This is a genomic window from Streptomyces sp. NPDC002870 (assembly GCF_042888505.1).
In the GTDB taxonomy this organism is placed as follows: Bacteria; Actinomycetota; Actinomycetes; order Streptomycetales; family Streptomycetaceae; genus Streptomyces.
In genome coordinates this window covers 16,996-42,119 of the sequence record NZ_JBIAPW010000001.1, presented here as the reverse complement: position 1 = coordinate 42,119, position 25,124 = coordinate 16,996, and the positions used below count along the sequence as shown (strand labels likewise).

Below are 25,124 nucleotides of genomic sequence, written 5' to 3'. Positions count from 1 at the left end.
CCGACGGAAGGATTACCGTGTCCCGAATACGCGTCCGCCTGGACGTAGTTGGCGTCGCCCTCGTCGCACTCGCCCTCACCGGCTCCCCGCTCGCCACGGCCGCTCCAGCGCCTGCGCCAGCGCCAGCGCCTGCGCCTGCTTCGCCGATGGCCGCCGAGTTCACTGTCGAGGAGCAGCGGTTCGACAAGGCGGTGCCCCAGGAGATCCTGCGGCGCAGCGGATTCGACACCGTGGCACCGCGGTTCGGGCAGGCGCTGAAGTCGGCGCGGTCCTTCCGGCAGGCCGAGCAGGCTGCCGCACGGCAGGGCGCGCAGCTGTGGGACCGGGCGGTGGACCGGGCGCAGGGCCGCGGCCCTGCGCGGGGCGATCTGAGCCGGGACGACGACCGGCCGCTGTACTGGGCCCGGCTCGGGATGACCCGCGAACTGCGCCAGTGGCAGCCGGAGTTCGGCCTCACGGACGCGGAACGTGCGCGGCTCCTCGACCGCCTCGAGCGCTCCTCGCGCGGCCAGGACTCGATGGACCTCCCCGCGGGACGAGGCTTCAAGCGGATCGTGATGACGGGCTTCGACCCCTTCACGCTGGACCGCGACATCCGAATAAGCAACCCGTCCGGGGCGACTGCGCTGGCGCTGGACGGCACCTGGATCCGCACGGCGGAAGGGCCCGCCAGGGTCGAGACGGCCGTCTTCCCCGTGCGCTGGCAGGACTTCGCGGACGGCACGGTGGAGCGGACGCTGCGTACGCAGCTGCCGAAAGCCGACCTGTTCACCACGGTGAGCCAGGGGCGGGTGGGCCGTGTCGACATCGAGCGCTTCAACGGCGCGTGGCGGGGCGGGTTCGGGGACAACGAGAACCTCTCGCGTACGGAGACGGTGCCGGTGACCGATCCGGCGTCGCAGCCGCAGTGGACGACGACGACGCTTCCGTACGAGGCGATTGTGGCGGCGCAGACGGGGCGCTTCCCGGTGTACGACAACACGACGGTGACGGAGATCCCGCCGGGCGCCACCACGCCGGTGGTCAGCCCCGGGGGCCCGACGCCCGGATCGACGGCGCGCGCGGGCGGCGGCGGCAACTACCTCTCGAACGAGATCGCGTACCGGGCGACGCTGCTGCGGGACCGGTTGGGGCTGGAGATTCCGGGGGGTCATGTGCATACGCCGGTGCTGCAGTTCGGGGCGGGGAACACGACGGAGATCACGGACCCGGAGTTCGTGCGGAACCGGGTGGACATCATCGGGCAGGTGCGGGCGATCATCCGCGTGGCGGCGGAGACGTCGGGCTGAGAGCCCCGGGGGGCCGCCCGCGGCGGGGCGTACCCCCACCCGCCGCCCTTTGACGTGGAGGCGGCCGCTGCCGCACCGGTGGGCGGCGCGGCTCCCGGCCTCGCCCTGGCGGAGCCCGACTTCCGGACCTAGTCCTTGTGCATGGTGTACCGCGCCGGACTCGCCGGCTCGGGCTCCGGGTCGGGCGCCACCAGGTCCCGCACCATCAGCGTCGCCCCGGCCACCGCCCCCGGCATCAGGAACACGGCCACGAACGGGACGAGGAACGCCAGCGTGAGCGGCACGCCGAAGCCGAGGGTCAGCAAGCGACGGCCCCGCAGCAGCCCAAGACGCTCCTTGAGCTCGACGCCGCGCCGCTGGAGGGCGACCGCGGTGAGCTCCTCCGCGAGGAAGAAGCCCGAGACGCAGAAACCTATGACGGGGACGACAGTCTGGCCGATGACCGGAATGAAGCCGAGTGCGAAGAGCAGTACGCCGTAGAGCACGACCCGCGCCAGGACCCGCAGCGAGTCGCGCGCGGAGATCCACAGCTCCCGCCAGAGCGGCAGGCCGGACTCGGGGACGTGGCCGCCCTCGGTGCGGTCGACCTGCTCGGACAGAGACTCGTAGAAGGGCTGGCCGACCAGCAGCGTCACCGCGGTGAAGGTGATCACCGCCAGGAACAGCCCGAAGGAGAAGACCAGCGCGGTCAGGAAGCCGCGGAACAGGCCCTGCCAGGGCGAGGACCAGTCGTCGGCGAAGGGAGTCGACCAGGCGGTGAAGTCGTCGGCGCCGTAGCCGAGACCGACCAGCGCGGCAGCGTACAGCACCAGGGTCACCAGCCCCGGCAGCAGCCCGAAGCCGAACCACTTGCCGTGCCCGCCGACCCAGCGCTGGCCTTTCATCAAGTAGCCGAAGCCCACCCCAAGATCACGCATGGATACAGCTTATCGGGGTGCCGGAGCGCCGGCGTGGGGTCCTAGCCCGGCGGACGCCGACGCTGGTCACCCGCTGAGTACGCAGCGAGAGCCGCACCCCCGGGCGGGGGTGCGGCCCTCGTGTACGCCGTATGGACGCCGTATGGACGCCGTGCCGGTCAGACGGCGAGGTCGACCGTGATGTTGCCGCGGGTCGCCTTGGAGTACGGGCAGACCTGGTGGGCCTTCTCGAGCAGGTCCTTGGCGGTGGCGGCGTCCAAGTTCGGGATGTTCGCGGAGATCTTGACGATGATCCCGAAGCCCTCGTCGTTCTTGCCTATGCCGACCTCGGCGGTGACCGTCGAGCCGGAAAGGTCGGCGTTCTCCTTGCGGGCGACGACACTCAGCGCCCCCTGGAAGCAGGCGCTGTAGCCGACGGCGAAGAGCTGCTCCGGATTGGTGCCCGCGCCTGAACCGCCCATCTCCTTCGGCGGGTTGACGACCAGGTCGAGCCTGCCGTCGTGGGTGGCGACACGGCCGTCACGGCCGTTCTCCGCGGTGGCGGCAGCGGTGTACAGGACGTCGGACTGCTGAATGGCCATGAAAAAGCTCTCTGATGGTTCACCCCGGCTCGCGCCCACGACCGCGGTGGCTGAGGCCGATCCTAGCGGGCCAGCGAAACGACCATCTTTCCGGTGTTCTCCCCGCGCAGCAGACCGAGGAACGCGTCGAAGCCGTTCTCGATGCCCTCGACCACGGTCTCGTTGTACTTGAGCTCACCGGAGGCGATCCAGCCCGCGACCTCACGGACGAACTCCGGCTGGAGCGCGGCATGATCGCCCACGAGCATGCCCTGCAGGCGCAGCCGCTTGCCGATGAGCAGGGCGAGATTGCGCGGTCCCGGGGTCGGCTCGGTGTCGTTGTACTGGGCGATCATGCCGCAGATGGTCGCGCGGCCGTGCAGGTTGAGCGAGGAGATCGCGGCCTCCAGGTGTTCCCCGCCGACGTTGTCGAAGTAGACGTCGATGCCGTCGGGGGCCGCCTCCTTCAGCTGCTGCGCGACGGGGCCGTTCTTGTAGTTGAACGCCGCGTCGAAGCCGTACTCCTCGACCAGAAGCTTGACCTTCTCGTCCGAGCCGGCCGAGCCGATGACGCGAGAGGCGCCCTTGATCCTTGCCATCTGGCCGACCTGGCTGCCCACCGCGCCGGCCGCGCCGGAGACGAAGACCGCGTCGCCCTCCTTGAAGGAGGCGACGTCGAAGAGCCCGGCGTAGGCCGTCAGACCGGTCATGCCCAGCACGCCGAGGTAGGCGGAGAGCGGGGCGAGTGAGGGGTCGACCTTGGTGGCGTGCTTCGCGGGCACCTCGGCGTACTCCCGCCAGCCGAGCCCGTGCAGGACGTGGTCACCGACCGCGAAGCCCTCGGCTTCCGAGGCGATGACCTCACCGACGGCGCCGCCCTCCATGGGGTGGTCGAGCTTGAAGGGCGGAGTGTACGACTTCACGTCGTTCATCCGGCCACGCATGTACGGGTCGACCGAGAAGTACAGATTGCGTACGAGGATGCGACCCTCGCCCGGCTCGGTCACCGGCGCCTCACGCAGAGCGAAGTCCTCAGCCTTGGGCCAGCCGTGCGGACGGGCGACCAGGTGCCATTCACGGCCGGACGCGGGGAGTGCGGACATGCTCGTTCCTCCTAGAAAAGCTTCACTATGTGAAACAACCATGCCCCTGGATATTTCATGTTGTCAAGTAACCGGGTATCCTGCTTGCCATGGCCACACCACGCAAAGACCCCCTGACCCTCGAAGTCGTCGAGCTCATCGGCAGCGTCGTGGCCCGCTACTACGCGGAGTACGAGCAGGCCGCGGCCAAGCACTCACTCACCGGCGCACAGGCGCGAGTGCTGGGACTGCTCACCCTGGAGCCGATGCCCATGCGCCGCGTCGCACAGAAGCTGAGGTGCGAGCCGTCGAACATCACCGGCATCGTGGACCGGCTGGAGAGCCGCGGGCTGGTGGAGCGACGGCCCGACCCGAACGACCGCAGGGTGAAGCTGGCCGCGCCGACGAAGGAGGGGGTCGACACCGCGCGCCGGCTGCGGGGATCGCTGGACTTCGCGCGCGAGCCGCTGGCCGAACTGTCGGACGAGGAGCGGACGATGCTGCGGGACCTGCTCAAGCGGATGCTGGGCGAAGAGACTCCGGCCGTGCCAGATCTCGGCTGACCCGCCGAGCTGCATGGCGCATCCCGGGTCATCGGCAGCGGCGGAGAAGGTCGCCTACTAGATGCACCAAAAGAGGAACTGGTTGCAGGACTCACTGGGTGTCGGGGTCGGCGTGGGTCCCGGGGGTCCCGAGGGCTGGGCCGAGGCCGATGTGCTCGGCTGCCCCGAGTTCGACGGCTCCGTACTGCCGGACGGCTGTCCGACGGAGGGCGCGGCGGAAGGCCTGCCCGCGCCCCGGCTCGTGGCGGTCGGCTTCCCGGTGCCGTCGCCGCCCGGGCCGCCGGTGCCGGTTCCCGTCGGGCGTGCGGAACTCGACGCCGAGACGGGCGATTCCGTCACCGGGTCGGGGCCCTCGGGGGTGACATCGACATCCGTGGGCTCCGGAGCGGGCTCCGTCTCGACGTCCGGTTCTTCCTTGACAGCGGTGGCCGCGCCGTCGTCGCCCGGATTCTCCAGGGCCAGCTCGGCCAGGCTCAGCGCACCCGCGGCGAGCACCAGACCGAACGTGCCGAGCAGCACCTTGCGGCCACGCCGTTTGCGGGCCCGGCGCCCGGACGCGGCCTTGCGGCCGGACGCGGCCTTGCGCCGGGGAGGGGGCTGGCGGCGGGCACGCCGATGGCCCGCCGGCTCGGACACCTCGTCCAGTTCGAGGACGTGTTCCGCCGCCGGCGGCGCAATGGGGCTCTGATACCGGAGCTCCTCAACGGGTGTACCGCAGCCGGCACAGGCCAGAGCGCCGTTGAGGTGCCGACGGCACTGGTTGCAGTAATCCATGGCGCCCGCAGATTATGCGGCGCGAAGGGACCAGAGGTGTATGACTCTGTGAGGATGTTGTGTGGAATCCTCATCTCCGCTGCGAGTCGGCTTCTTCGCCTGACGGCGCGTTCGCCGTCGGCCGCGGGGCAGGATGTCGGACATGACCCCTGCCGCACCGTTCGGGCCCCGCGATTTCCAACTGGTACTGCTGCGCCGGATGGCTGACCATCAACCCGGTCTGGTCGAGGACGCCCGCCACGAACTGGGCGTGTCCCTCGCCGAGATGCGCGAGGCCAACCGCCGCTGGCAGGCGATGGTCCGCTCGCCGAGGGGCCGCGGCGCGCTCGCCCGCTACCGCTCGGTTCTAGGGAAGCCGGAGCAGGTCGTACGACGGCGGATCGGCGACCTCGAGTGCGACGCGCTGCTGTGGCCCGTACCGCTCTGGCCGGATCTGCGCTTCGAGGTGCTGGCGGCGGACGACGGGGCGGTGTGGAACGAATGGCTGGTCCGCGCCCCGGGGGCGGCGGGACCCCAGTTGCGTACGGCCGATGACCTGGTGCCGTGGTCGTGCACGGTGGACGAGGTGGCAAGAGCGTTTGCGCCGGCCAGACCGATGGAGGGCTCGGCGCCGACGCGATGGCAGCTGGCGTTCACCCTCCGCGACGGCGAGCAGGGCGTCGCGGAGTTCTGCTGGGGACTGCTGCAGAGGCGGCTGTAGCCGGCATTTCACCGGATCGGCCGAACGAATCTGGCGGATCGTCAGCTCCGTACCCCCGACCGGCTCACCCAGCGCGCGGACCTCCCGTGGCGATCGCACGATGCCATCAAGTACCGCACTCGGGAGGATCTTGCCGTGACCGTCAGCCTTGAGCAGTTGCGCCGTTGCCATGTCGCCGTCGACCTGGGAGCCGCGAGGACCAGGGTCTTCGTGAGGGGGGCCGGGCTCGTCGTCGACGAGCCGAGCGTCGCCGCCGTGAACACCCGCACCGGCGCGCTGATCGCGGTGGGCGAGCTCGCAGAGAAGATGACGGGCCGTACGCCCGACTACATCCGCGTCGCCCGTCCCATCGCCGGTGGCACCATCGTCGACATCGAGATGGCCCAGCGGATGCTCCGTCTCCTCCTCGGCGAAAAGCTCCGCCGCCAGCTGCGCCGCAAGCCGCGGCTGCGCGCCGCCGCCTGCACCCCGCACGACAGCGATCCGCTCGCCGAGCGCGCCGCGGTCGAGACCCTCGTCGGCCTCGGCGCCCGCAGGGTCGAGCTCGTCGACACCCTGATCGCCGCGGCCGTCGGCTGCGGGCTGCCCGTGGAGCAGCCCACAGCGACCATGATCATGGTGTGCGGCGCGGCGACCACACAGGTCGCCGTGCTCTCCCTCGGGGCGATCGTCACTGCAGAGCGGATCCCGGTGGGCGGCAACGCCATCGACCACGCGGTGATCCAGCACCTGCGCCACCAGCACGAACTGATGCTGCCCAGCCAGTCCGTACGCCCCCTCCAGCTGGCGCTGAGCGGCAACGGACTCAACACCCACGGTCCGGCGTCCACCGAGATCCACGGCCGGGACGTGGCGACCGGCCTCGCCCGCTCGGTGCGCGTGGACACCGCCGCCGTACGGCACGCCATCCACACCCCGCTCACCTCCGTGCTCGACGGCATCGGCAAGGTGCTGCGGGACTGCCCGCCGGACCTGGTCGCCGATCTCGCCGACCGCGGGATCATGATGGTCGGCGGGAGCGCGCTGCTGCCCGGCCTGGACCAGATGCTGCGCGACGCCACCGGAATGCCGGTGCACATCGCCGACCGGCCCGACATCTGCGCCGTACTGGGCCTCGGCGCGATGCTGGAGGGCAAGATCCAGCCGATGGCCCTCGCCCCGCTCACCGAAGCCAGCTGAGACAGCCGGCAGGCACCCCCGCCGATCGCATAAATCAGTCGCGCCGGCCGTGGCCGGGGTCCAACGCTGTACGCCATGAGCATGTGGACGACGGCGATGGCGGGCGCGGCGGCGGGTCTGGGTGTGGCGATGCCCGTGGGGGCGATGGGCGTGCTCCTCGTCCAGGAGGGCATGCGCGACCGCCGCGGGGCGGTGGCCGCGGCGGCCGCGGTCGCCGTCGTCGACCTCGCGTACGCCGCCGTGGCGACCGCACTCGGGCCGCTCGTCGCCTCCGCGCTCTCCGGCGTGGAGGCCTGGGTCCGGCTGGTGTCGGCCACCGTGCTGGCGGTGATCGCGGGTCGCGGTCTGCTCGCCTTGCGGCAGACGCGGTCCGAGGGCAGGAGCGCGGGATCGGGCGCGGGGTCGGATGCGAGATCGGGCGCGGGATCGGACGCGGTATCGGACGCGGGCGCCGGACCGGTGCGGACGTTCACCCGGTTCGCCGCGCTCACCCTCATCAACCCCACCACCGCCCTTTACTTCGCCGCCCTGACCACGGCTCAGGGCGCGGCCCTGAGCGGAGGCGGGGCCGGCGCGGTGTTCGTCGGCGGGGTCTTCGTCGCCTCGCTGGCATGGCAACAACTGCTGGTCGCGGTCAGCGGGTTGGCGGGCAGGCGGATCTCGGACACTGCCCGCGCGTGGACGTTCCGGATCGGGTACGGACTGGTCGCGGTGTACGCGGTCAAGGTGGCGCTCCCGTTGCCGTTGCCGTAGAGCACGTCCGGCAGGCCTGCGCGTCGGGGGTGCGGGCGTTCGGGGTGCGGGTTGCTCGTCCCCCGCCCCGCCCTCCCCCAGAGCTCCGCCCGAACGCTCCCCGGACCCGCGCCGGGAGGCCCCTCGCACCCCGGACCCGCCACCCCGGACCCGCAGCCCCGACCCGCAGCCCGGCCCCGCGCGCGCCGGGCCCGCGTGCATCCGTTCGGCGCGCGGCTGGGCGTACTCGCGAATAGCGTGAGAGGGACGGAATTTCCTCGACCGGGAGGCTTGGTTCCCATGGCCGCGCAACCCGAAGGCACCCCCTGCTGGGCCGACGCGATGTTCCCCGACCTGGAAGCCGCGAAGAGTTTCTACGGCGAACTGCTGGGCTGGACGTTCGGCGAAGGCTTGGAGGAATTCGGCTACTACACACAGGCGTACTCCGACGGCAAGGCCGTGGCCGCCCTCTCCCCGCAGATGCCGGGCATGGAAAACACCCCGGCCGCCTGGAATCTCTACTTCGCCACCCCGGACATCGCCGCGACGACCGCGAAGATCCGTGACAACGGCGGTGCGCTGACGATGGAGCCGATGGAGGTCGGCGAGTTCGGCACCATGGTGACGGCCCAGGACCCCAGCGGCGCGTACTTCAGCGCCTGGCAGGCCGGCAGCCACGAAGGCTTCGAGAAGACGGGCGAGGCCGGCTCGTTCGCGTGGGCGGAGGTCACCACCCGCGACACCGCGAAGGCGGACGCCTTCTACCCGGCCGTCTTCCCCTTCGAGGTGCAGCGGATGGCCGACGAGCACATCGACTTCCGTGTGTGGAACATCAACGGCCATCCGGTGGCGGGCCGGATGAAGATGACCGAGGACTTCCCGCCCGACGTTCCGCCGTACATCAATGTGTACTTCGCGGTGCCGGACTGCGACGCCGCGGTGGCCACCGTCACCGAGCGCGGCGGACAGCTGCACTTCGGCCCGATGGACAGTCCGTTCGGCCGGTTCGCGGCGGTCGCTGACCAGCAGGGCGCGGCGTTCTCGGTCATCGACCTGCAGACGACGCAGGGAGAGATGCCCGAGATGAGCTGACGCGCCCGTCACCCCCGTCCGCGTGGCCGGCCTCCCGCGGGCGGGGAAGTGAGGGCATCGGACTCTGCGGGTCCCGGCCCGCCGCGTCAGGCAGCTGTCCCGGAGCCGCGGGCCGGGGCCCGGCCGGGGCGGTGTCCGGGCCGGTCCCGGCCTCGCCGTCGCTGGCGCGGCGGACGTTCGAATGGGGCACGTCCCCGTGCGGAGCCGTGGTCTCCGGATCCGGCGACGGGCCCCTGCCCCCGGACGGCGGGATTCTGCCGCCCGACGGGGAGGTGTTGACCTCCTCTGCGGGCGGATTTCCCGAATCAGCGGTCGGCCGGATCTTGGGCGAGCCGGCGGCAACGTTGTCAGGGGCCCAGCGCTGCGCCTCGGAGCCGTCCCGTATCTTGACCACCACCGGCGCTCCGGCCTCCGCCGCGGCGGGGACGACGGCCAGTCCGTCGTTCCAGCGGGGAATCACATCGCCCTGGATCGTGAGGTCGTAGCGGACGTCAGCCGCGTTGTCCGCCGACCGGTCCGCGCACGCGCCGAGGACCGCCACGCCGTCCAGCTCATGGGAGTTGAGGCACAGTTCGGGGGCGGCAGCACTGCGCAGCAGTCCGTCGTTCTCGTACACCCACTGCTGGGTCACGGCGCTGGAGCAGGGCGCCATCGTCGCCTCGGCGTCGAGCTGCGCCCTGCGGTCGCGGATGTCGAGGCACAGGGCGGCGGCGATGTTGCGCAGTCGGGTGTTGAGCGGGCCCGTGGGGAGTGCGGCAGAGGTCGTCGACGGCTGCGAGGGCTGCGGCGCCGGGCTGGAGGGCAGCTGTGATCCGGGGGCGGGGACCGCGGTGACGGAGCCGCTCGGGACGGCCGGTCCCGCATGACTGTCGTCGTCCGGCCAGAGCTCGGTGACGACGGCCGCCACGACGAGCAGGCCGGTGACGATCCCGAGGCCGGTGATGACGGCCCCCTGTCCGCGCTGGGACAGCGACAGTGGGCGGCCCTGGAAGGTGACGCGGGGCAGCGAGCGGGGACGACCGCCCCGCGAGTGACGGCCGGCGCCGCGGACCGCGCCGCGGACCGCGCTGTGCCCGGCGCCCTCCCTGGCCGCCCGGGAGCGGGCGTTGTTGCGGGCGGGCCGCGAGTCGAGGTACGGCTGGGCGGCCGGGCCGAGTACGCCTTCGGCCAGCAGGAGCGCGAGCCGGCCGTCGACGTGGTTGAGCTGTTCGGCGCCGTAGCGGCAGTGCTGACACCTCGCCAGATGCGCCTGAATGTCGGGGATCAGCGGGCCGCCGCGGCGCAGGGATACGTCCAGCAGCCGGTTGTAGTGGCGGCATTCGTTGTCCGGGGCGAGTTCCAGATGGGCCCGCAGGCAGCCCGCCCGCAGGATTTCGCGCGCCTCTTCGAGCTGGGCCGTCGCGCTACGGGGATCGACCGCCAGCAATCCGGCCGGTACGGATATACCCTCGCCCTCGACCTCGGCATGCCAGAGCAGACATTGGGCGGGGGCCGGAATTGCCCGGAAAGCCCGCGCGATCAGTCCGCGATTCTCCGGGACAGTGAACATGTCGACAGGCACGGTGCGTCCGGTGTCCGGATTCTGGAGTTCGGGCAGCGCGGTGATGCGCGCGTCCGCCGCCCACATCTTGCCGATTTGACGGGCTGTCACCAAAAGCAGGGGACGAAGTGCCGCGCTCGTCCGGGCCTGCCGCAGATTCTCCAACACCTTGTGGGAGGCTGCCGTGGCGAGCATGGACGCCGCCTGGGCCGAAGGGGTGCAGATCGACGTGTAGTCGAACGCCGGTTGCCAGTGCCTCGCCAGCAGCGCTGCTACGGCACGGGCCTCGTCGTTCCCCCCGCCGGCCCGCAGTGTCGCCACGAGACCTTCGTCGGAGTCCCCGGAACTGAGACCGGTGCGGGGAGGAGGGACGGGACCCGGAGTACGGGGATTCTGCATAGACGTCTTTCCATCCAGGGCATTGCGGTGGGGGGTTGAACATGGTTCCGGTCCGGCCCGGGTTAACGAGCGGGAACATTTCTGTCAGTTGAAAGGGAGCGCGCCTGCTTGGTCTATACCGCCGTGGAATTCGAACGGCTGAACAGAATCAGCCTGCTGGAAGCATGAGGAAGCTCACCCTTACACAACCCACAGGTGTGGAACAAGAGTTCCGGAACCGCGACCATTCCCGGACGCTGTCGAGAAAAGGAAAGAACGACTCGACTTTTGTTCAGTATTGACTGGTTTCCGCGGTGAAGCAGGAGTGCGTACGTCAACCAGAGGGCTCAGGAACGTGCGGCGGGCACAGCACTCACAGCGTCACGATGACGGCCTCGGTCGCCTTGACGCTGGTCCATACGGAAGTACCGTCGGCGAGGCCCAGTTCGGCAGCCGCCTGCGGGGTGATCTCGGCGACGAGGTCGGGCGCCTGCGGCGAAGCGATCAGGATGCGCAGGCGGCTGCCGGTGGCGGTGATCTCCCGTACGGTGCCCGGCCACACATTGCGCGGACTGCCGCCGGGCCTGTCGCGGTGTACGGCGACCGCTTCCGGCGCGATGATCGCGAGGGCCTCGGTGCCGACGGGCAGCGGATCGGCGACGACGAGGTGCCCGCCGCCGGGGAGCGCGAGGCCGTCCGCCGTCGCGGTGCCGGGCCAGGCGTTGCGGCCGAGCATCCGGGCGACCCACGGGGAGCGGGGGTGGCGGGTGACCTCCGCGGGCGGGGCGTCCTGCAGGGCGCGGCCCTCGTCCAGTACGAGCACCCGGTCGGCGAGCGATACGGCCTCCACCGGGTCGTGGGTGACGATCAGGCAGACGCCGCCGAAGCCGTCGAGGTGGGTGCGCAGGGTGTGGCGTACATGGGCGCGGGTGGTCTGATCGAGTGCGGCGAGGGGTTCGTCGAGGAGCAGCAGCCGGGGGCGGGCGGCCAGCGCGCGGGCCAGCGCGACGCGCTGGGCCTGGCCGCCGGAGAGCTGGGCGGGCCTGCGGTGCGCGAGGTGGCCGACGCCGAGCCGGTCGAGCCAGCCCTGGGCGGTACGGCGGGCCTCGGCGCGCGGGACGCCGTGGGCGCGCAGCCCGTACGCCGTGTTGCCCAGCGCGCTCAAGTGCGGGAAGAGCGCGCCGTCCTGGGGCACCCAGGCCACGCCGCGGCGGTGCGGGGGCAGGCCGGTCACATCGGCGTCGCCGAGGCGGAGTGCGGCGTGGGCGCGCGGGGTCAGGCCGAGGAGGGCGCGCAGCAGGGTGGTCTTGCCCGCGCCGTTGGGACCGACGACGGCGATGGTGGTGCCGGGTTCGGCATCCAGGGTGAGCTCGTTGAAGCCGGTGACCTCGGCGTGCAGTGGCCAACTCCCCCGCATTTCGGGGAGGTTGTGCGCCTTGACCGGCTCGGCGCGGGGCGGCTCGGCGCGGGGCGGCTCGGCAGACGCTTCCGCCGGGCGCTGCCTGCCGGCCGCCTGGCCGGGGGCCCCGCCGGTCCATCGGCCGCGCAGTGCGATGAGCACCGCCATGGCGATGACAAGCAGCAGCAGGGACAGGGAGGTTGCCGCTTCCGGCTGGTCCTGGAGCAGCAGATACACCTGGAGGGGCAGCGTCTGCGTGGTGCCGGGCAGATTGCCCGCGAAGGTGATGGTCGCGCCGAACTCACCCAGGGCCCGTGCCCAGGTGAGAGCCGCTCCGGCGACGAGACCGGGGGCCACCATGGGGAGGGTGACGGTGAAGAAGACCCGCAGCGGCGAGGCTCCGAGAGAGGCCGCGGTCTCCTCGTAGCTCGGTCGCAGCCCCGCCAGGGCGCCTTCGAGACTGATGACGAGAAACGGCATGGCGACGAACGTCGCGGCGACGACGGCGCCCGAGGTGTGGAAGGGCAGGGTGACGCCGAAGGTGCCCTCCAGCCAGGGACCGAGCAGTCCCCGGCGGCCGAATCCGAGGAGGAGCGCGACGCCACCGACAGTGGGCGGCAGCACCATCGGCAGCAGCACGAGAGAACGTACGAGCGCCTTGCCCGGGAAGTCGACGCGGGCCAGCAGCCAGGCCAGCGGCACCCCGAGCAGCAGGGAGAGACCGAGCGCCCAGAACGAGACGAGCAGCGACAGCTTCAGCGCCTCGGTGACGCCCGGGCTGGTCAGATGCGTACCGAGATCGCCCCAGGAGGTGCGGACGAGGATGCCGATGAGCGGGATCAGCAGCAGCGCGATGGCGAGCAGCGCGGGTACGGCGAGCGCGACGGGGGTGCGGGTGCCGCGGCTGCGTAGGCGTCTCATGCGGCTGCTTGGGCCTCTCATCGGGGGTTCCTCGGGTTGTTCCTCGGGTGTTCCTCGGGTTGTTCCTCGGGTGTTCCTCTGGACCTGGTTGGGGTCGGGTTACGGTCGTGGGCTGCCCGGCCCCCCTGTACCGGGCAGCCCACGCACCGCTGTTACGGCTGCCGGCGGTTACGGCTGCTGGAAGCCCGCGTCCCGGAGGATCTTCTGCGCCTCGGGCGTGCTCAGCCACTTCACGAACGCGGCAGCTGCCTCCGCGTTCCTGGACGTCTTCAGCGTCGCCGCCGGGTAGGAGGCGACCGCGTTCTGGTCGTCGGGAATCTCGACGGCCTCGATCTTGCCCTTCGCGCTCGTGGCGTCCGTCTTGTAGACGAGTCCGGCGTCGGCCTCGCCGAGCTCGACCTTGCTGAGGACGGCGCGGACGTTGGGCTCCTGCGAGACCGGCTTCACGACGATCTTCTGGGCGTCCAGGATCTTCTTGCTGTAGCGGCCGGCCGGCACCTCGGGGGCGGCGAGCACGACCTTCAGCTTCGTGTCCGCGAGGTCTGCCAGCGAGCCGACCTTCTCCGGGTTGCCCTTGCCGGTCGCGATGACGAGCCGGTTCCTGGCGATGACGGTCGGGGCGCCGGTGTCGGACTTCAGCCCGTCCATGGTCTTGGTGTCGGCGCTGACCAGGGCGTCGGCGGGGGCGCCCTGCCTGACCTGGGCGGCCAGTTCCTGGGACCCGGCGAAGGAGAACTTCACCGTGGTGCCGGGGTGGGACTTCTCGTACGCGGCACCGGCTGTCTTGAAGACATCGGTCAGCGAGGAGGCGGCCAGCACGGTCAGCTCGGCCATCGGTACGCCGGCGGCGGCCCCGGTGGCCTTCGCGGCGCTGTCCTTCTTGCTGTCGTCACTGCCGCAGGCGGCCAGCGGCACGAGCAGTGCCGCGGTCAGGACGGCGGCGGCGGTACGGCGCCGGGAAAAGGCGTAGGACACGAGGACTCCTTGGTGAAGCGGTGCTGCGCGGTGCGAACAGTCCGCCTCGGGAACGGGGTTCGCAGGGGCGGTTCTCGGACACGTCAGACGCGGTCGATGTGCACGCTGGTCGACTTCACGCGGGCGGTGGCCTGCATGCCGACTTCCAGCCCCAGCTCCTCGACGGCCTCCCGGGTCAGCAGGGAGACCAGCCGGTGCGGGCCGGCCTGGATCTCGACCTGCGCGGCGACATCGCCGAGCTTGACCGCGGTGACAATGCCGGGGAAGGCGTTGCGGGCCGAGGTGTACGAGGCGTCTTCCTCGCCGGTGCCGCTCTGGGCGACCTCGATCGAGAAGGCCGCCAGGTCACGGCCGTCGATGAGGCGGCGGCCGCTCTCGTCGCGGTGGGTCGCGACCTTGCCGGCGTCCGCCCAGCGGCGCGCGGTGTCGGGGCTGACGCCCAGAAGACGCGCCGCCTGGCCGATTGTGTAGGACTGCATATGCGACAAGGTAGGCGGTATCAGCCAGCATATACAAGCAATAGAGAACTGCTTCATAGCAAATGCCAGGCCCCTTGGAGGAAGCCCCAAGCGCGCTGCCCGGCCGCTGCCCGGGCCCGTGGCTACGGTGGCCACATGAGCCTGAGCATCCGCAATCAGATCCCCGGCATGGTCGTCGCCGTCACTCCCGGCGAGGTGATGGCCGCCGTCAAGGTCCGGCTGGAGGGCGGCCAGGAGATCACCGCCGCGATCACTCTGGAGGCCGTCAGGGAACTGGGCCTCGCGGCGGGCTCCCCCGTACGCGCCCTGGTGAAGTCCACCGAGGTCTCGCTGGCCACCGGCGCGGTCGAGGGCCTGAGCATCCGCAACCAGATTCCCGGCACCGTCACCGACGTCGCCTCCGGCGGCGCGATGGCGAGCGTCAAGGTCGGCGTGGTGGGCGGCGAGCTGACCGCCGCGATCACGAAGGACGCGGTCACCGACCTGGGCCTGGCCGCCGGGTCATCGGTCGTTGCGCTGATCAAGTCGACCGAGATCTCACTGGCCACGGACTGACTGCGAGCCGACTGCCCCTGCGTCAGGCGCTGTTGAGGTGCGTCCCGGTGCCAGTCGTGCCGGTGCACGGCGATGCGCGGCCCGTTGCCGAAACGCAGCACGCGCAGGGTGCCACCGTCGATGAAGCCAATCGATTGATTGGCTCGGACTCGGGTGCGTGGGCTCCCCGGAACCCACAACGGCGCCACAAGCCGCAGCCCCCTCCATACGGCAGCATGGAGATGAGGACAGACCCGGCGGCCGCGCAGCGTGACGCCGTGGAGCCGGCTGTGGCGGGCCGGCGGATGGGGAAGAGGTGCCCGGATGGGTTCGGATGTGGACGAGCACGATGGGCCGGCTGCGGACTCCCATGAGCTGGACCGGGCGGTGCAGCAGGCCCTGGACCGGCTGACGGTGCTGACCAACGCCGCCGACGCCCTGGCCAGCACCCTCGACCTGGACTCGGGGCTGCGCCGCCTGTGCCACACGCTGGTGCCGGGCCTTGCGGACTGGTGCGCGGTGGATCTGTTCGACGAGGAGGGCCGCCTGCGCCGGCACGTGATCGAGCACCGTGAGTCCGACCTGGTCTCACCCGGCCTGTACGAAGGTGAACTGCCACCCTTGGCCGAGGATTCGGCTGCCTCACTGGCCCGCGCCCTGCGGGGGGCCGGGCCGCTGCTCGTCACGTCGATCTCGGCGCCAGAAGCCGCGGCCGATCCCCTGCATGCCAGGGAACTGGAACTCTTCGACCGCCTGGGAGCGGACACGGTGGTGATCGCGCCCCTGCGCTCCCGCCGCCAGGTCCTGGGCGCACTGACCCTGGCGCGCACCGAGGGTACCGGGGCACTGGACGAGGACATTCTTCCGCTGGCGGAGGACCTGGCGCATCGCGTCGCGCTCGCCGTCGACAACGGACGTCTGTACTCCGAGGTCCAGAAAACGGGGGAGCGCATCCAGCGCTCCTTGCTGCCCGACCTGCCCGAGCTCGGACTGCTCGAGCTGGCCGCCCGCTACCAGCCCGCTATCACCACCTCCCAGGTCGGCGGCGACTGGTACGACGCGTTCGTCCTGCCCGGCGGCGCCGCGGCCCTCATCATCGGAGACGTCGCCGGCCACGACCTGCAGGCGACCGTCACCATGAGCCACATGCGCAACATGTTGCGCGGCATCGCCTGCGACCGCAAAGAGCCGCCCGGCAAGATCCTTGCCCGCATGGACGCGGCCAACTGGATCCTCTACCCACACCAGACCCTGACCTGCATATACGCACTGGTCGAGAAGCCCGCCGAGCATCAGCCATGGGCACTGCAGTACGCCGTCGCCGGCCATCCCGCCCCGCTGTTGATCACAGCTGAAGGCGACACACGCTTCCTGACCGACGGGCGCAGCATGCTCCTGGGTGTGGATCCCAGCCAACGACGCCCCGACGCGACCGAAGTCCTGCCGACGAACGCCACGATCCTGTTCTATACCGACGGCCTCATCGAACGGCGCACTGAAGACCTCGACCGCGGCGCGGCCCGGCTGCGCCAGCACGCCGCCGCCCTCGCCCAGGAGCCCCTGGGAGCCCTCTGCGACGAGCTCCTCACCGGCCTCGCTCAGGACAGCAGCGACGACGTCGCCCTCATCGCCGTTCGCACACCCCCATCCGACGCCCGCCCAGCCACCGCCCCCGCCGAGTGAACTCAACAGGGGGCGGCGCCGCCCGGCCGCCCCCTTCATTCGATGAGGGCTGCCTCGAAGGAACCCCCCAGGTACCGGTCCCGGCTGTCGCGACGCTGCAGCTTGCCGGTCGTCGTGAGCGGCAGCGTCCCCGGCTTGAGAAGCACGACGTCGTGCACCTGGATGCGGTGTCCGGCATGGACGGCGCGCCTGATCTCCCGCTTGATCTCCTGGGCAGTCACCGGCTCGTCACTCTCGCCGTCGGCTGCCGCCGTCGTCGTCTCGGCGAGCACTATGAGCCGTTCGTGTGCGCCATCGTCGACCGACACCGCGCACGTACCGAACTCGCGGACTGCCGGGTGGCTGGCCTCAACGGTGGCTTCGATGTCCTGCGGGTAGTGGTTCGCACCGGCGATGATGATGACGTCCTTCGCCCGACCGGTGATGAACAGCTCCCCGCTGTGCAGAAATCCGAGGTCACCGGTGCGGAGAAACCGCTCGCCCGGCTGGTCGGGAAGGGTCCCCATGAAGGTCTCGGCATTCTCCGCGGGAGCGTTCAGGTAGCCCGGTGCGACGCTCGGGCCGGACACGAAGATCTCGCCCACCTCGTCCTCCTCGCAGGGCTTGCCTGTCTCCCGGTCGACGGCAACAGCCGTGCTCAACGGGTGGATCGGGCCGCAGCCGACCAGCTCCCGGCTGTCCTGTGCCGACGCGGCCGGGCGCACCTTTCCGGCGGCGAGCGCCTCGGAGTCCACCCGCAGGACTTCCGGGCCCTGGCCGACCGGCACGGCCGTGACCATCACTGTCGCCTCGGCGAGGCCGTACGCGGGGGACAGCGCCTCGCGCCGGAAGCCGGCCTCTGCGAACGCCGCGCTGAAGCGGTCGAGCGTATCGGCGCGGACGGGCTCACCTCCGACCAGAGCCATCTCCCAACGGCTGAGGTCGAGTTCACGGCGCTGGGCGTCGGTGACCCGCCGGACGCACAGGTCGTAGGCGAAGTTCGGCGCGCAGCTGTCCGCGCGTCCGAGCCGGGAGATCGCCCGCAGCCACGTGAGCGGACTCTGTACGAATGTCATCGTCGGCAGCAGTGTGACGTCCCGGCCGGAGAAGAGGGGGTCGAGGACGTTGCAGATCAGGCCCATGTTGTGGTGCGGCGGCAACCACGACACCGACGACGGGCGGGGCAGCCCGGCGTCGTCGGCAGGCCGGCGCGTGTTGTCGTATATCAACGACAGATTGTGCAGCACATTGCTGTGGGTGATCGCGACGCCTCTCGGCACTCCGGTCGATCCCGAGGAGTACTGGAGGTAGGCGACCATCTCAGCGGCGGCCAGCGGCGGGGTCCACTGCGAGGCCAGGTCCAGGGATACCTCGTCGGTCGCCACCCGGCCGAGTCGGGCGAGCCCGTCGGTGCCGGTGAGGACGGGCTCCGCGGCGGCAAGAAGAGGGCCGGTGGACAGGAACAGCCGGGACTCGGAACTCGCGGCGATCGACTCCACCCGAGTCCATTTGGCATTGCCTCGCGTGCCGTCGAGCGGAGCTACCGGCACCGGGATCAGACCCGCATAGATGCAGCCCAGGAAGGCGGCGTGGAACTCCAGTCCGGGCGGGTAACTCAGCAGCGCGCGTGCGCGCGCGGTTGGAGCCTGCTTCAGCAGTGTCACGGCGATCGCCCGGGCACGGCGATCGAGCTCGGACAGGGTCAGTGAGCCGGATTCCTCGACACCGTCGCCCAGGAACACAAAACTCTTCCGGTCGGGCTCGGCTGCCGCACGACTGCGGCACAGGTCGATCAACGTCGTAAGCACGCCGTGCTCGCCGGCCGCTCCCTCGGGCAGGCGGACACCGTGCTGATGACTGGTTCGCATGAGACCACTCCAAACGGAGGAAGAGGCAGAGAAAGCGGCAGGAGGGGGCGGGTAGTTCGCGCGCCCTCCCTGCATGGAGCGAGGTTCAGACCGTCTCGAACACCCGCGCCCGGTACCTGGAGCGGCACCGCGAGCGCTGCAGCTTGCCGCTGGTGGTGAACGGCAGCGAACCGGCCTTGACCAGGAGGACCTCGTCGGTCCGGAGGCCGTGCCCGGCGAAGACGGCCTCCCGGACGGCTCCTTCGACCTCATCCGCCGCGAGGGTCGCGCGCGCTCCTGACGGAGCGTCCGGGGCGGGGCCGGAGGCCACGATGCGGAACCGGCTGTTGATCTCAGCCAGGACGACCAGGCGCGTGCGTCCGCCGTCCTCGACGATGAATGCGCAGCAGCAGCCTTCCCGTATGGCCGCGTGGCTTCCTCCCGCGGTCGCCTCGATGTCGTACGGGTAGTGCTGCATGCCCTCCACGACGATGAGGTCGTCCACCCGGCAGGTGACGAAGAGCTGACCGCCGTCCACAAAGCCGAGGCTGCCGGTGCGCAGGAACCGGCGGCCCTTGTGGCCGCGCACGGTGGCGTTGAACGTACTCGCCGTCTCCTCCGGGGCGTTCCAGTACGCGGCACCGATACTCGGTCCGGAAGCAAGGATCTCCCCTGTCTCGTCCGGGGCGCACGGTTCGCCGGTGACCGGATCCACCACCGCGATGGTCATGGACGGGTGCAACTGGCCCAGGCCGACCAGCCGGCGGGCCTCGTCGTCGCGACCGGCTCGCTGCACCTTGCCTTTCGCCAGCGCCACCGCGTCGAATCGGCGGATCACCGGTTCGGGCCCCACCGGGCCGCCACTGAGCATGACGGTGGACTCGGCGATGCCGTAACTCGGGAAGAACGCCTCGCGGCGGAAGCCGAACGGGGCGAGCATGTCGCTGAACTGGTCAATCATCTCCGCGCGCACCGGCTCGTCCCCGACCACCGCGATCTTCCAGCCGCTGAAATCGAGGGAACGCAGCTGCTGTTCGGAGACGCGCCGCAGGCACAGCTCGTACCCGAAGCCGGGTGCCGAACTGATGCCCGCCCGGCGGTCGGATATGGCGCGCAGCCAGTTGACCGGCTGCTGGGCGAACGCCGTCGGCGGCATCAGTGCGGCGTCGTACCCGACATAGAGCGGCTGCAGGACCCCGGTGATGAGCCCCATGTCGTGGAACACGGGCAGCCAGGACACAGCGGGCGGCTGCCGGTCGAAGTCGTCGGTGGCCCGGGAACCGTTGGCCAGGATCAGCGAGAGGTTGTGCAGGACGTTGCCATGGGTGAGCCCAACGCCCCGGGGCGGACCTGTCGTGCCGGAGGTGTACTGCAGGTACGCCATCGTGTCCGGGTCGATGTCGGGAGCATTCCAGCCGTACACGTCCGTCTCACCGATCTCGTCAGTCGCCACAGAGGTCGGCCGGCGTGGTGTGGACATGTCCTTCAGCAAAGCGTCGACGCGGCTCAGCCTGGAACCGTTCGACAGCAGCAGATCCGGCTGGCAGCTGTTGACGATTTCCCGGAAGCGCGTATAGCGGTCGTCGACGCCGACGCGCAGCACCGGAGGAGCCGGTACCGCGATCAGGCCGGCATACAGGCAGCCGAAGAAGGCCGAGACGAAGTCCAGGCCCGGCGGGTAACTCAGCACGGCACGGGCGCCAGGCGGTGCATGCCTGCTCAAGAGCACGGCGATCGCCCATGCGCGGGCGTCGAGTTGGGCGAGGGTGAGCGAGTCGGACTCTTCGAGGCCGTTCTCCAGGAAGGCGAACATCCGCCGGTCGGGCTCCCTGGAGGCGCGATACCTGCAGAGCTCGACCAAGGTCGTCGGCTCGAATCGGGATTCTGTGATGGCATCCTCTGACATCGTGGTCCTCCTGTTCGGCTCGGCCATTTCCATGCCATTGCCATTGGCCGTCAATACCCACTGACGGCCAGGACTTGCGTCGTGGTCGTTCCACTCGAAGAGATGCTAAGTCGGTGGAGAAATATCGGGTATCCGCCGCCGGACGGCGTCAACTCCCCTACCGAAGGCCGGTGTCGACTAACCCGTAGGACGGAAGACAACCGGCCTCGGGTCGCCCTCATGGTTCCGCCCGCCGGCCGTTACGGAAAGCGCCTCGTGCTGGCTACCGTAATGACGACGGCCAGTGGACGCCAAATGGCCCGTATTCAAGCCGAGTCCGAAAGGGAATCGTGATGTCCTACGAAGCATCTGACGACTACTTCTTGGGTTATCCGAAGCTCCCCGATATCCCAGGCCCCCCGGACGGGGAAGTCCGTACGACCGGCGTGGTGGTCACCGGTCTGGGAATGACCACGCCGCTGGGCGCCGACGTCCACTCCACCTGGACCGCGCTGCTGGCCGGCGAATCCCCGATCACCGTGCTCGACGAAGCGTGGGCCCGCGACCTGCCCGTACGGCTGGCGGGCCGACTGAGTCAGGAACCGACCGAGGCACTGGACCGGGTCGAGGCCCGACGGATGGACCGCTGCCAGCAGATCGCGATGGTGGCGGCGCGGCAGGCATGGGCCGACGCCGGCGCGCCCGCGGTGGCGCCGGAGCGGCTGGCCGTGGTGATGGGCACCGGCCTCGGCGGCGGGAAGACGCTGGTCGACCAGCACGACGTGTCCTCGGCGAAGGGACCGGGACGCGTGTCGCCGTTCGCGGTGACGATGCTCATGCCCAACGGTCCGGCCGCCGCCGTCAGTCTGGATCTCGGCGCCCGCGCCGGAGCCCACGCGCCGACCAGCGCCTGCGCCTCTGGAGCGGAGGCGATCGCCATGGGGCTCGCCATACTGCGTGCCGGGCGGGCCGATGTCGTTGTCGCCGGCGGCACCGAGGCGTGCATCGGCCGGCTGTCCATGGCGGCCTTCGCCCGCATGGGAGCCCTGTCCAGCCGTCATGAGGAACCTGAGCGCGCATCGCGGCCGTTCGACAGCGCCCGTGACGGCTTCGTCATGGCCGAGGGCGCGGGCGCCGTCGTACTGGAACGGACCGAATCCGCAAGAGCTCGTGGCGCGCGGGTGTATGCCACGCTCGCCGGTACGGGCATGAGCTCCGACGCGCATGCCATGACAGCTCCTTCAGCGGACGGTCAGATCAGTGCGATACGCCAGGCCTTGCGCTCCGGCGGCCTCGGCCCGCCGGACATCGTTCACGTCAACGCTCACGCTCCCGGTACGCCCGTCGGTGACCGTATCGAGGCGTCGGCACTGCTGGAATCGATCGGTCCGCATGCTCTCGTGACGGCGACCAAGTCGATCACGGGCCATCTCATAGGCGGGGCCGGCGCGATCGAGGCCATCTTCACGGTCCTGAGCATCTTCAACGACGTGATTCCCGCGACCAGGAACCTCGACGACAAGGACCCCGAGGTGAAGGTGGAGGTCGTGACGGGAAGCCCCAGGCGTACGAAGGTCACCGCGGCCATCTCGAACTCCTTCGGTTTCGGCGGTCACAACGTGGTCCTCGCCTTCACCAAACCCGCCTGACCACGGGCGCGGGACGGGCCCGGAGGAGAGGGGGCGGGCTGGGGCGAGTGCACCAGGCCGCTCCGCTGGGCCAGCAGCGCCGCGTGCATCCGGTTCGGCAGCTCGAGCTTGGCGAGGATGCGCGATACATGGGACTTCACGGTGGCGGGCGTCACATGCAGCTCGTGGGCGATCTCTTGATTCGACCTCCCCCTGGCTATACCGGACAGGACTTGGGTCTCCCGGCCGCTCAGGGTGGCGAGGGCTACCGCGTGAGAGCGCTCCTGTGGCGGCGGAAGGATCTCGAACCGATCGATCAGCCGTCGGGTCATCGTGGGGCAAATGAAAGCCGCGCCGTGGGCGACCGCACGGACGGCTGAGGTCAGCTCCTCCTGACTGGCGCTCTTGAGCAGAAACCCACGTGCGCCGGCCTTCAGCGCCCCGAATAAATGGCTGTCGAGGTCGATGCTGGTCAGCACGACGATTCCGGGAGACATTCCTGGCTCGATTTCAGATGCTCCCGCCGCCGAAGGCTGGGCGAGTTTACGGATGAATTCGTATCCGGCATCGACGAGTACGACCTGCGGCCGCCGCAGCTCGACCATCCGCAATGCCTCCTCGCCGACCCTCGTGTCGGCGACCACGGTGATATCCGGCACCTCCCCGAGTGCATGCCGGAAACCGCGGCGCACAAGGTCCTCATTGTCGACAAGCATTACTTCCAACGAGCTGAAGTCGTCCATCAATCACTCCGCCTGTGCGATTCGGATGCTCAGGAACGCTTTCCGGTACAGCGGTTGCACACGCGATGGTGGGGCGCGCCGAGTCCCCCTGGTGACCGTGGCTGATACCGCATACGCCCCCCTGGCCCGCATGCACATCCCGGTTAGGCTGAATGGCAGCCTGCGGCGGGATTCGCCGCATCGATCCCTTCCGATGCTAGGGGGATTGGCAGTGCTGGTTCTTGGCAATGGCGGCCATGCTGTTGGCCGTTCCGGACACAGGGCGGCGGCCGACGAAGTCTCCACACCTCCGCGGCAGTTCCCGCGAGGCATCGCCGGCGTACGCGCGATGGTGGATGTCGGGGTCGAGCGCGGGGTTCCCGTACTGGCGTGCCTGGACGGCAGCGGTGTGGACGAGAACGCTCTCGCCGACGATGCCGCACACGTCCGCGCCTGGCAGGAGCTCGTCGTGGCGCAGAACCTGGTCCGCGCCACGGGCGATGCTCCCGGCCTGGGGCTGGAGGTCGGCAGCCGGATTCCGCTGCGCACGTACAGCGTGTGGGGCTTCGCACTGCTCGCCAGCCCGACGCTGCGCGAAGCGGCGGCTGTGGGACTGCGCTACCTGGAACTCACCTTCACCATGGTCGGGATCCACCTTCAGGAAGACGGGGACGAGGTCCGCCTCGTCCTGGACGACGGGTTTGTGCCCCAGCCGGTCCGGCACTTCTTCGTCGAGCGGGAGATGGCCAACATCCGGACCATCCTGGACACCATCCTGGGTCGGCCCTTCACCCCCCTCCGGCTGGATCTGCGCTTCCCACGGCCTGAAGGGCCCGCACCGTACGAGGCGTTCGCCGACGCGCCGATCACCTTCGGGGCGCCTCGCAACGCGATCGTCACCCTCGCGGCGGTACTGGAGCAGTCACTGCCGCAGGCGGACCGGCACACCATGCAGGTGTGCGAACGCGAGTGCGGCCTCCTGCTGGCCCGGCGCGCCCACACCGAATTCGCAGCGCGGGTACGGGAACTGCTCATGCAGTGGCCGGACGGGATCCCCGACATGGGTGCTGCCGCAGCCGCGCTGCACGTCTCCACACGCACACTGCACCGGCGCCTGGCGGTGGAGGGCACGTCCTACCGGCGCCTCGTCGACGGAGCGCGGCACGCTCGCGCTGTCGAGATGCTGGCCACTCTCGGACTCGGAGTCGACCAGATCGCCAGACGGCTCGGGTACGCCGACGCGGCGGCATTCATCCGAGCGTTCCGCCGCTGGACCGGTGCGACCCCGGGCGCCTACCGCACCAGCGTGCCCACCCGGCCTTACTGATCTTTTCAAGCCCCTCCCGAACGCCGCCGGGAAGGGCCCACCGCCGGCTGTAGGGGGTCCCGTTGCAGCATCACCACCGGGACCTCGGCGACATCAGCTGTTCTTCACGGGCCAGTGCAGAACGTCCCTGATCCGCGACCACAGCTTCCGGGTGCGCGGTGTCCGCGATGTCTTGGTGGAGCCAGCCGGCGAGAGTCCGTCTACTTCAGCCACCCGCGCGGATCTTTGAGCGGTAGTAAGTCTCAGCGGCATCGGCGAATTTCTTGATGAAATAGCTGTTGATTCCGGCACCCGCCAGAGCCCCAAGAACCGGTACCGCACCGGTGGCGGCCTTGGAGCCGAGCAGCGCGGAGAACTTTACGGCGACCTTCTGCGCGATCTTCTGGAGGAAGGGTTTACTGAGTTTCGCGGCCAGCTTCCCGCTCTTCTTTCCCGCGATCTTCGCGCCGACTGCGGACACCCCCGCACCGGCCCCGGCCGCAAGCGCCTTGGCCATGACAGCGGTGCCGTACGTCGGATAGGCGGCGTTGAAGACAATCCAGCCGGCCGAGGCGCCTGCGGTGGCAGAACCCACGCTCAGCGCGTCGGGCTCCATTGCCCCTGACCAGAGCCCGAGGATGACGGCCAGATCGTCCTTGCCGTCGACCGTGGCTCCGAGTTTGAATCCGATGCCCCACGCGCAGATGGACATCTTGTGCAGCAGGAACCCCACGTCCGCAGTCAGAGCGAGCAGATGTGCACCGGGCACCGCCATCGCCGCGGCACCGGCAGCGGCGACCTGTGCGGTCTGCGAAGCGCGCCAGCCGGCCAGAGTTCCGTACTCAGAGACTCCTCTCTGTGCCATCGAAGGGGCTGCGCCGAGTTTGTCGAAGGCGTCCACCACGACATTCGCACCGATGGCCGTTCCCATCTGTTCCCCCCTGACGTCTGCCGGCGAAC

At 70.2% G+C, this 25,124-nt stretch carries 22 protein-coding genes; 10 read left to right on the top strand and 12 right to left on the bottom strand.

Features of this window, described 5'->3' with window-relative positions:
* The first annotated feature begins 17 nt into the window (after positions 1-17).
* The gene (locus tag ACFYWY_RS00200) at positions 18-1,289 is read left to right on the top strand and encodes a pyroglutamyl peptidase (protein ID WP_389177194.1); all 1,272 of its coding nucleotides are present in this window, start codon (positions 18-20) and stop codon (positions 1,287-1,289) included.
* 128 nt (positions 1,290-1,417) lie between these two features.
* On the opposite strand, the gene ACFYWY_RS00195 is transcribed toward ACFYWY_RS00200, so the two are convergent.
* From ACFYWY_RS00195 to ACFYWY_RS00185, 3 genes are all read right to left on the bottom strand, one after another.
* A complete protein-coding gene (locus ACFYWY_RS00195; RefSeq protein WP_389177191.1) occupies positions 1,418-2,206 on the bottom strand; it encodes an EI24 domain-containing protein in 789 nt (262 codons plus the stop codon).
* Between the two features lie 158 nt (positions 2,207-2,364).
* Entirely contained in the window at positions 2,365-2,787 is a 423-nt protein-coding gene (locus tag ACFYWY_RS00190; protein ID WP_389177188.1) for an organic hydroperoxide resistance protein, read from the bottom strand.
* A gap of 62 nt (positions 2,788-2,849) precedes the next feature.
* Complete coding sequence (locus ACFYWY_RS00185; protein WP_389177185.1) at positions 2,850-3,869, bottom strand: NADP-dependent oxidoreductase; 1,020 nt, start codon at positions 3,867-3,869, stop codon at positions 2,850-2,852.
* Positions 3,870-3,958: 89 nt separating this feature from the next.
* Between ACFYWY_RS00185 and ACFYWY_RS00180 the strand changes: the two genes are divergently transcribed.
* Positions 3,959-4,411 carry a MarR family winged helix-turn-helix transcriptional regulator gene (locus ACFYWY_RS00180; RefSeq protein ID WP_389177182.1) on the top strand — a complete coding sequence of 151 codons (453 nt, stop codon included), beginning with the start codon at positions 3,959-3,961 and terminating at the stop codon, positions 4,409-4,411.
* A 57-nt stretch (positions 4,412-4,468) separates the two neighbouring features.
* Here the strand turns inward: ACFYWY_RS00180 and ACFYWY_RS00175 are convergent, their stop codons facing one another.
* A complete protein-coding gene (locus ACFYWY_RS00175; RefSeq protein ID WP_389177179.1) occupies positions 4,469-5,185 on the bottom strand; it encodes a hypothetical protein in 717 nt (238 codons plus the stop codon).
* A gap of 142 nt (positions 5,186-5,327) precedes the next feature.
* Between ACFYWY_RS00175 and ACFYWY_RS00170 the strand changes: the two genes are divergently transcribed.
* The 4 genes from ACFYWY_RS00170 (at position 5,328) to ACFYWY_RS00155 (ending at position 8,888) form a co-directional block, all read left to right on the top strand.
* Entirely contained in the window at positions 5,328-5,885 is a 558-nt protein-coding gene (locus tag ACFYWY_RS00170) for a hypothetical protein (protein ID WP_389177176.1), read from the top strand.
* A 135-nt stretch (positions 5,886-6,020) separates the two neighbouring features.
* Positions 6,021-7,064: a rod shape-determining protein gene (locus ACFYWY_RS00165; RefSeq protein ID WP_389177173.1), complete on the top strand. Its 1,044-nt coding sequence runs from the start codon at positions 6,021-6,023 to the stop codon at positions 7,062-7,064.
* A gap of 75 nt (positions 7,065-7,139) precedes the next feature.
* Positions 7,140-7,817, top strand: a complete 678-nt coding sequence (locus ACFYWY_RS00160; protein WP_389177170.1) for a hypothetical protein — start codon at positions 7,140-7,142, stop codon at positions 7,815-7,817.
* A 279-nt stretch (positions 7,818-8,096) separates the two neighbouring features.
* Positions 8,097-8,888 (top strand): VOC family protein, encoded by a 792-nt coding sequence (locus ACFYWY_RS00155; RefSeq protein WP_389177167.1) that lies wholly within the window; start codon positions 8,097-8,099, stop codon positions 8,886-8,888.
* Here ACFYWY_RS00155 and ACFYWY_RS00150 read toward each other — a convergent pair.
* From ACFYWY_RS00150 to ACFYWY_RS00135, 4 genes are all read right to left on the bottom strand, one after another.
* Positions 8,842-10,749: a ricin-type beta-trefoil lectin domain protein gene (locus tag ACFYWY_RS00150; protein WP_389177164.1), complete on the bottom strand. Its 1,908-nt coding sequence runs from the start codon at positions 10,747-10,749 to the stop codon at positions 8,842-8,844. The genes ACFYWY_RS00155 and ACFYWY_RS00150 overlap by 47 nt on opposite strands.
* A 430-nt stretch (positions 10,750-11,179) precedes the next feature.
* Complete coding sequence (locus tag ACFYWY_RS00145; protein ID WP_389177161.1) at positions 11,180-13,126, bottom strand: ABC transporter permease; 1,947 nt, start codon at positions 13,124-13,126, stop codon at positions 11,180-11,182.
* A gap of 168 nt (positions 13,127-13,294) precedes the next feature.
* A complete protein-coding gene (modA, locus tag ACFYWY_RS00140) occupies positions 13,295-14,101 on the bottom strand; it encodes a molybdate ABC transporter substrate-binding protein (protein WP_389177158.1) in 807 nt (268 codons plus the stop codon).
* An 83-nt stretch (positions 14,102-14,184) separates the two neighbouring features.
* On the bottom strand, positions 14,185-14,580 hold the full coding sequence (locus tag ACFYWY_RS00135; RefSeq protein WP_389177155.1) for a molybdopterin-binding protein: 396 nt from the start codon (positions 14,578-14,580) through the stop codon (positions 14,185-14,187).
* 135 nt (positions 14,581-14,715) lie between these two features.
* Here ACFYWY_RS00135 and ACFYWY_RS00130 point away from each other — a divergent pair, with 135 nt between their 5' ends.
* A complete protein-coding gene (locus ACFYWY_RS00130; RefSeq protein WP_389177152.1) occupies positions 14,716-15,135 on the top strand; it encodes a molybdopterin-binding protein in 420 nt (139 codons plus the stop codon).
* 303 nt (positions 15,136-15,438) lie between these two features.
* Positions 15,439-16,797, top strand: a complete 1,359-nt coding sequence (locus ACFYWY_RS00125; protein WP_389177149.1) for a PP2C family protein-serine/threonine phosphatase — start codon at positions 15,439-15,441, stop codon at positions 16,795-16,797.
* Between the two features lie 35 nt (positions 16,798-16,832).
* Here the strand turns inward: ACFYWY_RS00125 and ACFYWY_RS00120 are convergent, their stop codons facing one another.
* Both ACFYWY_RS00120 and ACFYWY_RS00115 read right to left on the bottom strand, forming a co-directional pair.
* Entirely contained in the window at positions 16,833-18,644 is a 1,812-nt protein-coding gene (locus ACFYWY_RS00120) for a fatty acyl-AMP ligase (protein WP_389177146.1), read from the bottom strand.
* 85 nt (positions 18,645-18,729) lie between these two features.
* Complete coding sequence (locus ACFYWY_RS00115; protein ID WP_389177143.1) at positions 18,730-20,529, bottom strand: fatty acyl-AMP ligase; 1,800 nt, start codon at positions 20,527-20,529, stop codon at positions 18,730-18,732.
* 332 nt (positions 20,530-20,861) lie between these two features.
* Here ACFYWY_RS00115 and ACFYWY_RS00110 point away from each other — a divergent pair, with 332 nt between their 5' ends.
* Entirely contained in the window at positions 20,862-22,157 is a 1,296-nt protein-coding gene (locus ACFYWY_RS00110) for a beta-ketoacyl-[acyl-carrier-protein] synthase family protein (protein WP_389177140.1), read from the top strand.
* Here ACFYWY_RS00110 and ACFYWY_RS00105 read toward each other — a convergent pair.
* Positions 22,121-22,879 (bottom strand): LuxR C-terminal-related transcriptional regulator, encoded by a 759-nt coding sequence (locus ACFYWY_RS00105; RefSeq protein ID WP_389177138.1) that lies wholly within the window; start codon positions 22,877-22,879, stop codon positions 22,121-22,123. The genes ACFYWY_RS00110 and ACFYWY_RS00105 overlap by 37 nt on opposite strands.
* 328 nt (positions 22,880-23,207) lie before the next feature.
* Between ACFYWY_RS00105 and ACFYWY_RS00100 the strand changes: the two genes are divergently transcribed.
* Complete coding sequence (locus tag ACFYWY_RS00100) at positions 23,208-24,185, top strand: AraC family transcriptional regulator (protein ID WP_389177135.1); 978 nt, start codon at positions 23,208-23,210, stop codon at positions 24,183-24,185.
* 205 nt (positions 24,186-24,390) lie between these two features.
* On the opposite strand, the gene ACFYWY_RS00095 is transcribed toward ACFYWY_RS00100, so the two are convergent.
* Positions 24,391-25,095: a hypothetical protein gene (locus tag ACFYWY_RS00095; protein ID WP_389177132.1), complete on the bottom strand. Its 705-nt coding sequence runs from the start codon at positions 25,093-25,095 to the stop codon at positions 24,391-24,393.
* Between the last annotated feature and the right edge of the window lie 29 nt (positions 25,096-25,124).

Coding starts and splice junctions, on each gene's coding strand:
- ACFYWY_RS00195 (WP_389177191.1), bottom strand. CDS start 2,206: ATGCGTGATCTTGGGGTGGGCTTCGGCTACTTGATGAAAGGCCAGCGC.
- ACFYWY_RS00190 (WP_389177188.1), bottom strand. CDS start 2,787: ATGGCCATTCAGCAGTCCGACGTCCTGTACACCGCTGCCGCCACCGCG.
- ACFYWY_RS00185 (WP_389177185.1), bottom strand. CDS start 3,869: ATGTCCGCACTCCCCGCGTCCGGCCGTGAATGGCACCTGGTCGCCCGT.
- ACFYWY_RS00180 (WP_389177182.1), top strand. CDS start 3,959: ATGGCCACACCACGCAAAGACCCCCTGACCCTCGAAGTCGTCGAGCTC.
- ACFYWY_RS00175 (WP_389177179.1), bottom strand. CDS start 5,185: ATGGATTACTGCAACCAGTGCCGTCGGCACCTCAACGGCGCTCTGGCC.
- ACFYWY_RS00170 (WP_389177176.1), top strand. CDS start 5,328: ATGACCCCTGCCGCACCGTTCGGGCCCCGCGATTTCCAACTGGTACTG.
- ACFYWY_RS00160 (WP_389177170.1), top strand. CDS start 7,140: ATGAGCATGTGGACGACGGCGATGGCGGGCGCGGCGGCGGGTCTGGGT.
- ACFYWY_RS00155 (WP_389177167.1), top strand. CDS start 8,097: ATGGCCGCGCAACCCGAAGGCACCCCCTGCTGGGCCGACGCGATGTTC.
- ACFYWY_RS00145 (WP_389177161.1), bottom strand. CDS start 13,126: ATGAGACGCCTACGCAGCCGCGGCACCCGCACCCCCGTCGCGCTCGCC.
- ACFYWY_RS00135 (WP_389177155.1), bottom strand. CDS start 14,580: ATGCAGTCCTACACAATCGGCCAGGCGGCGCGTCTTCTGGGCGTCAGC.
- ACFYWY_RS00130 (WP_389177152.1), top strand. CDS start 14,716: ATGAGCCTGAGCATCCGCAATCAGATCCCCGGCATGGTCGTCGCCGTC.
- ACFYWY_RS00125 (WP_389177149.1), top strand. CDS start 15,439: ATGGGTTCGGATGTGGACGAGCACGATGGGCCGGCTGCGGACTCCCAT.
- ACFYWY_RS00120 (WP_389177146.1), bottom strand. CDS start 18,644: ATGCGAACCAGTCATCAGCACGGTGTCCGCCTGCCCGAGGGAGCGGCC.
- ACFYWY_RS00115 (WP_389177143.1), bottom strand. CDS start 20,529: ATGTCAGAGGATGCCATCACAGAATCCCGATTCGAGCCGACGACCTTG.
- ACFYWY_RS00110 (WP_389177140.1), top strand. CDS start 20,862: ATGTCCTACGAAGCATCTGACGACTACTTCTTGGGTTATCCGAAGCTC.
- ACFYWY_RS00105 (WP_389177138.1), bottom strand. CDS start 22,879: ATGGACGACTTCAGCTCGTTGGAAGTAATGCTTGTCGACAATGAGGAC.
- ACFYWY_RS00100 (WP_389177135.1), top strand. CDS start 23,208: ATGGTGGATGTCGGGGTCGAGCGCGGGGTTCCCGTACTGGCGTGCCTG.
- ACFYWY_RS00095 (WP_389177132.1), bottom strand. CDS start 25,095: ATGGGAACGGCCATCGGTGCGAATGTCGTGGTGGACGCCTTCGACAAA.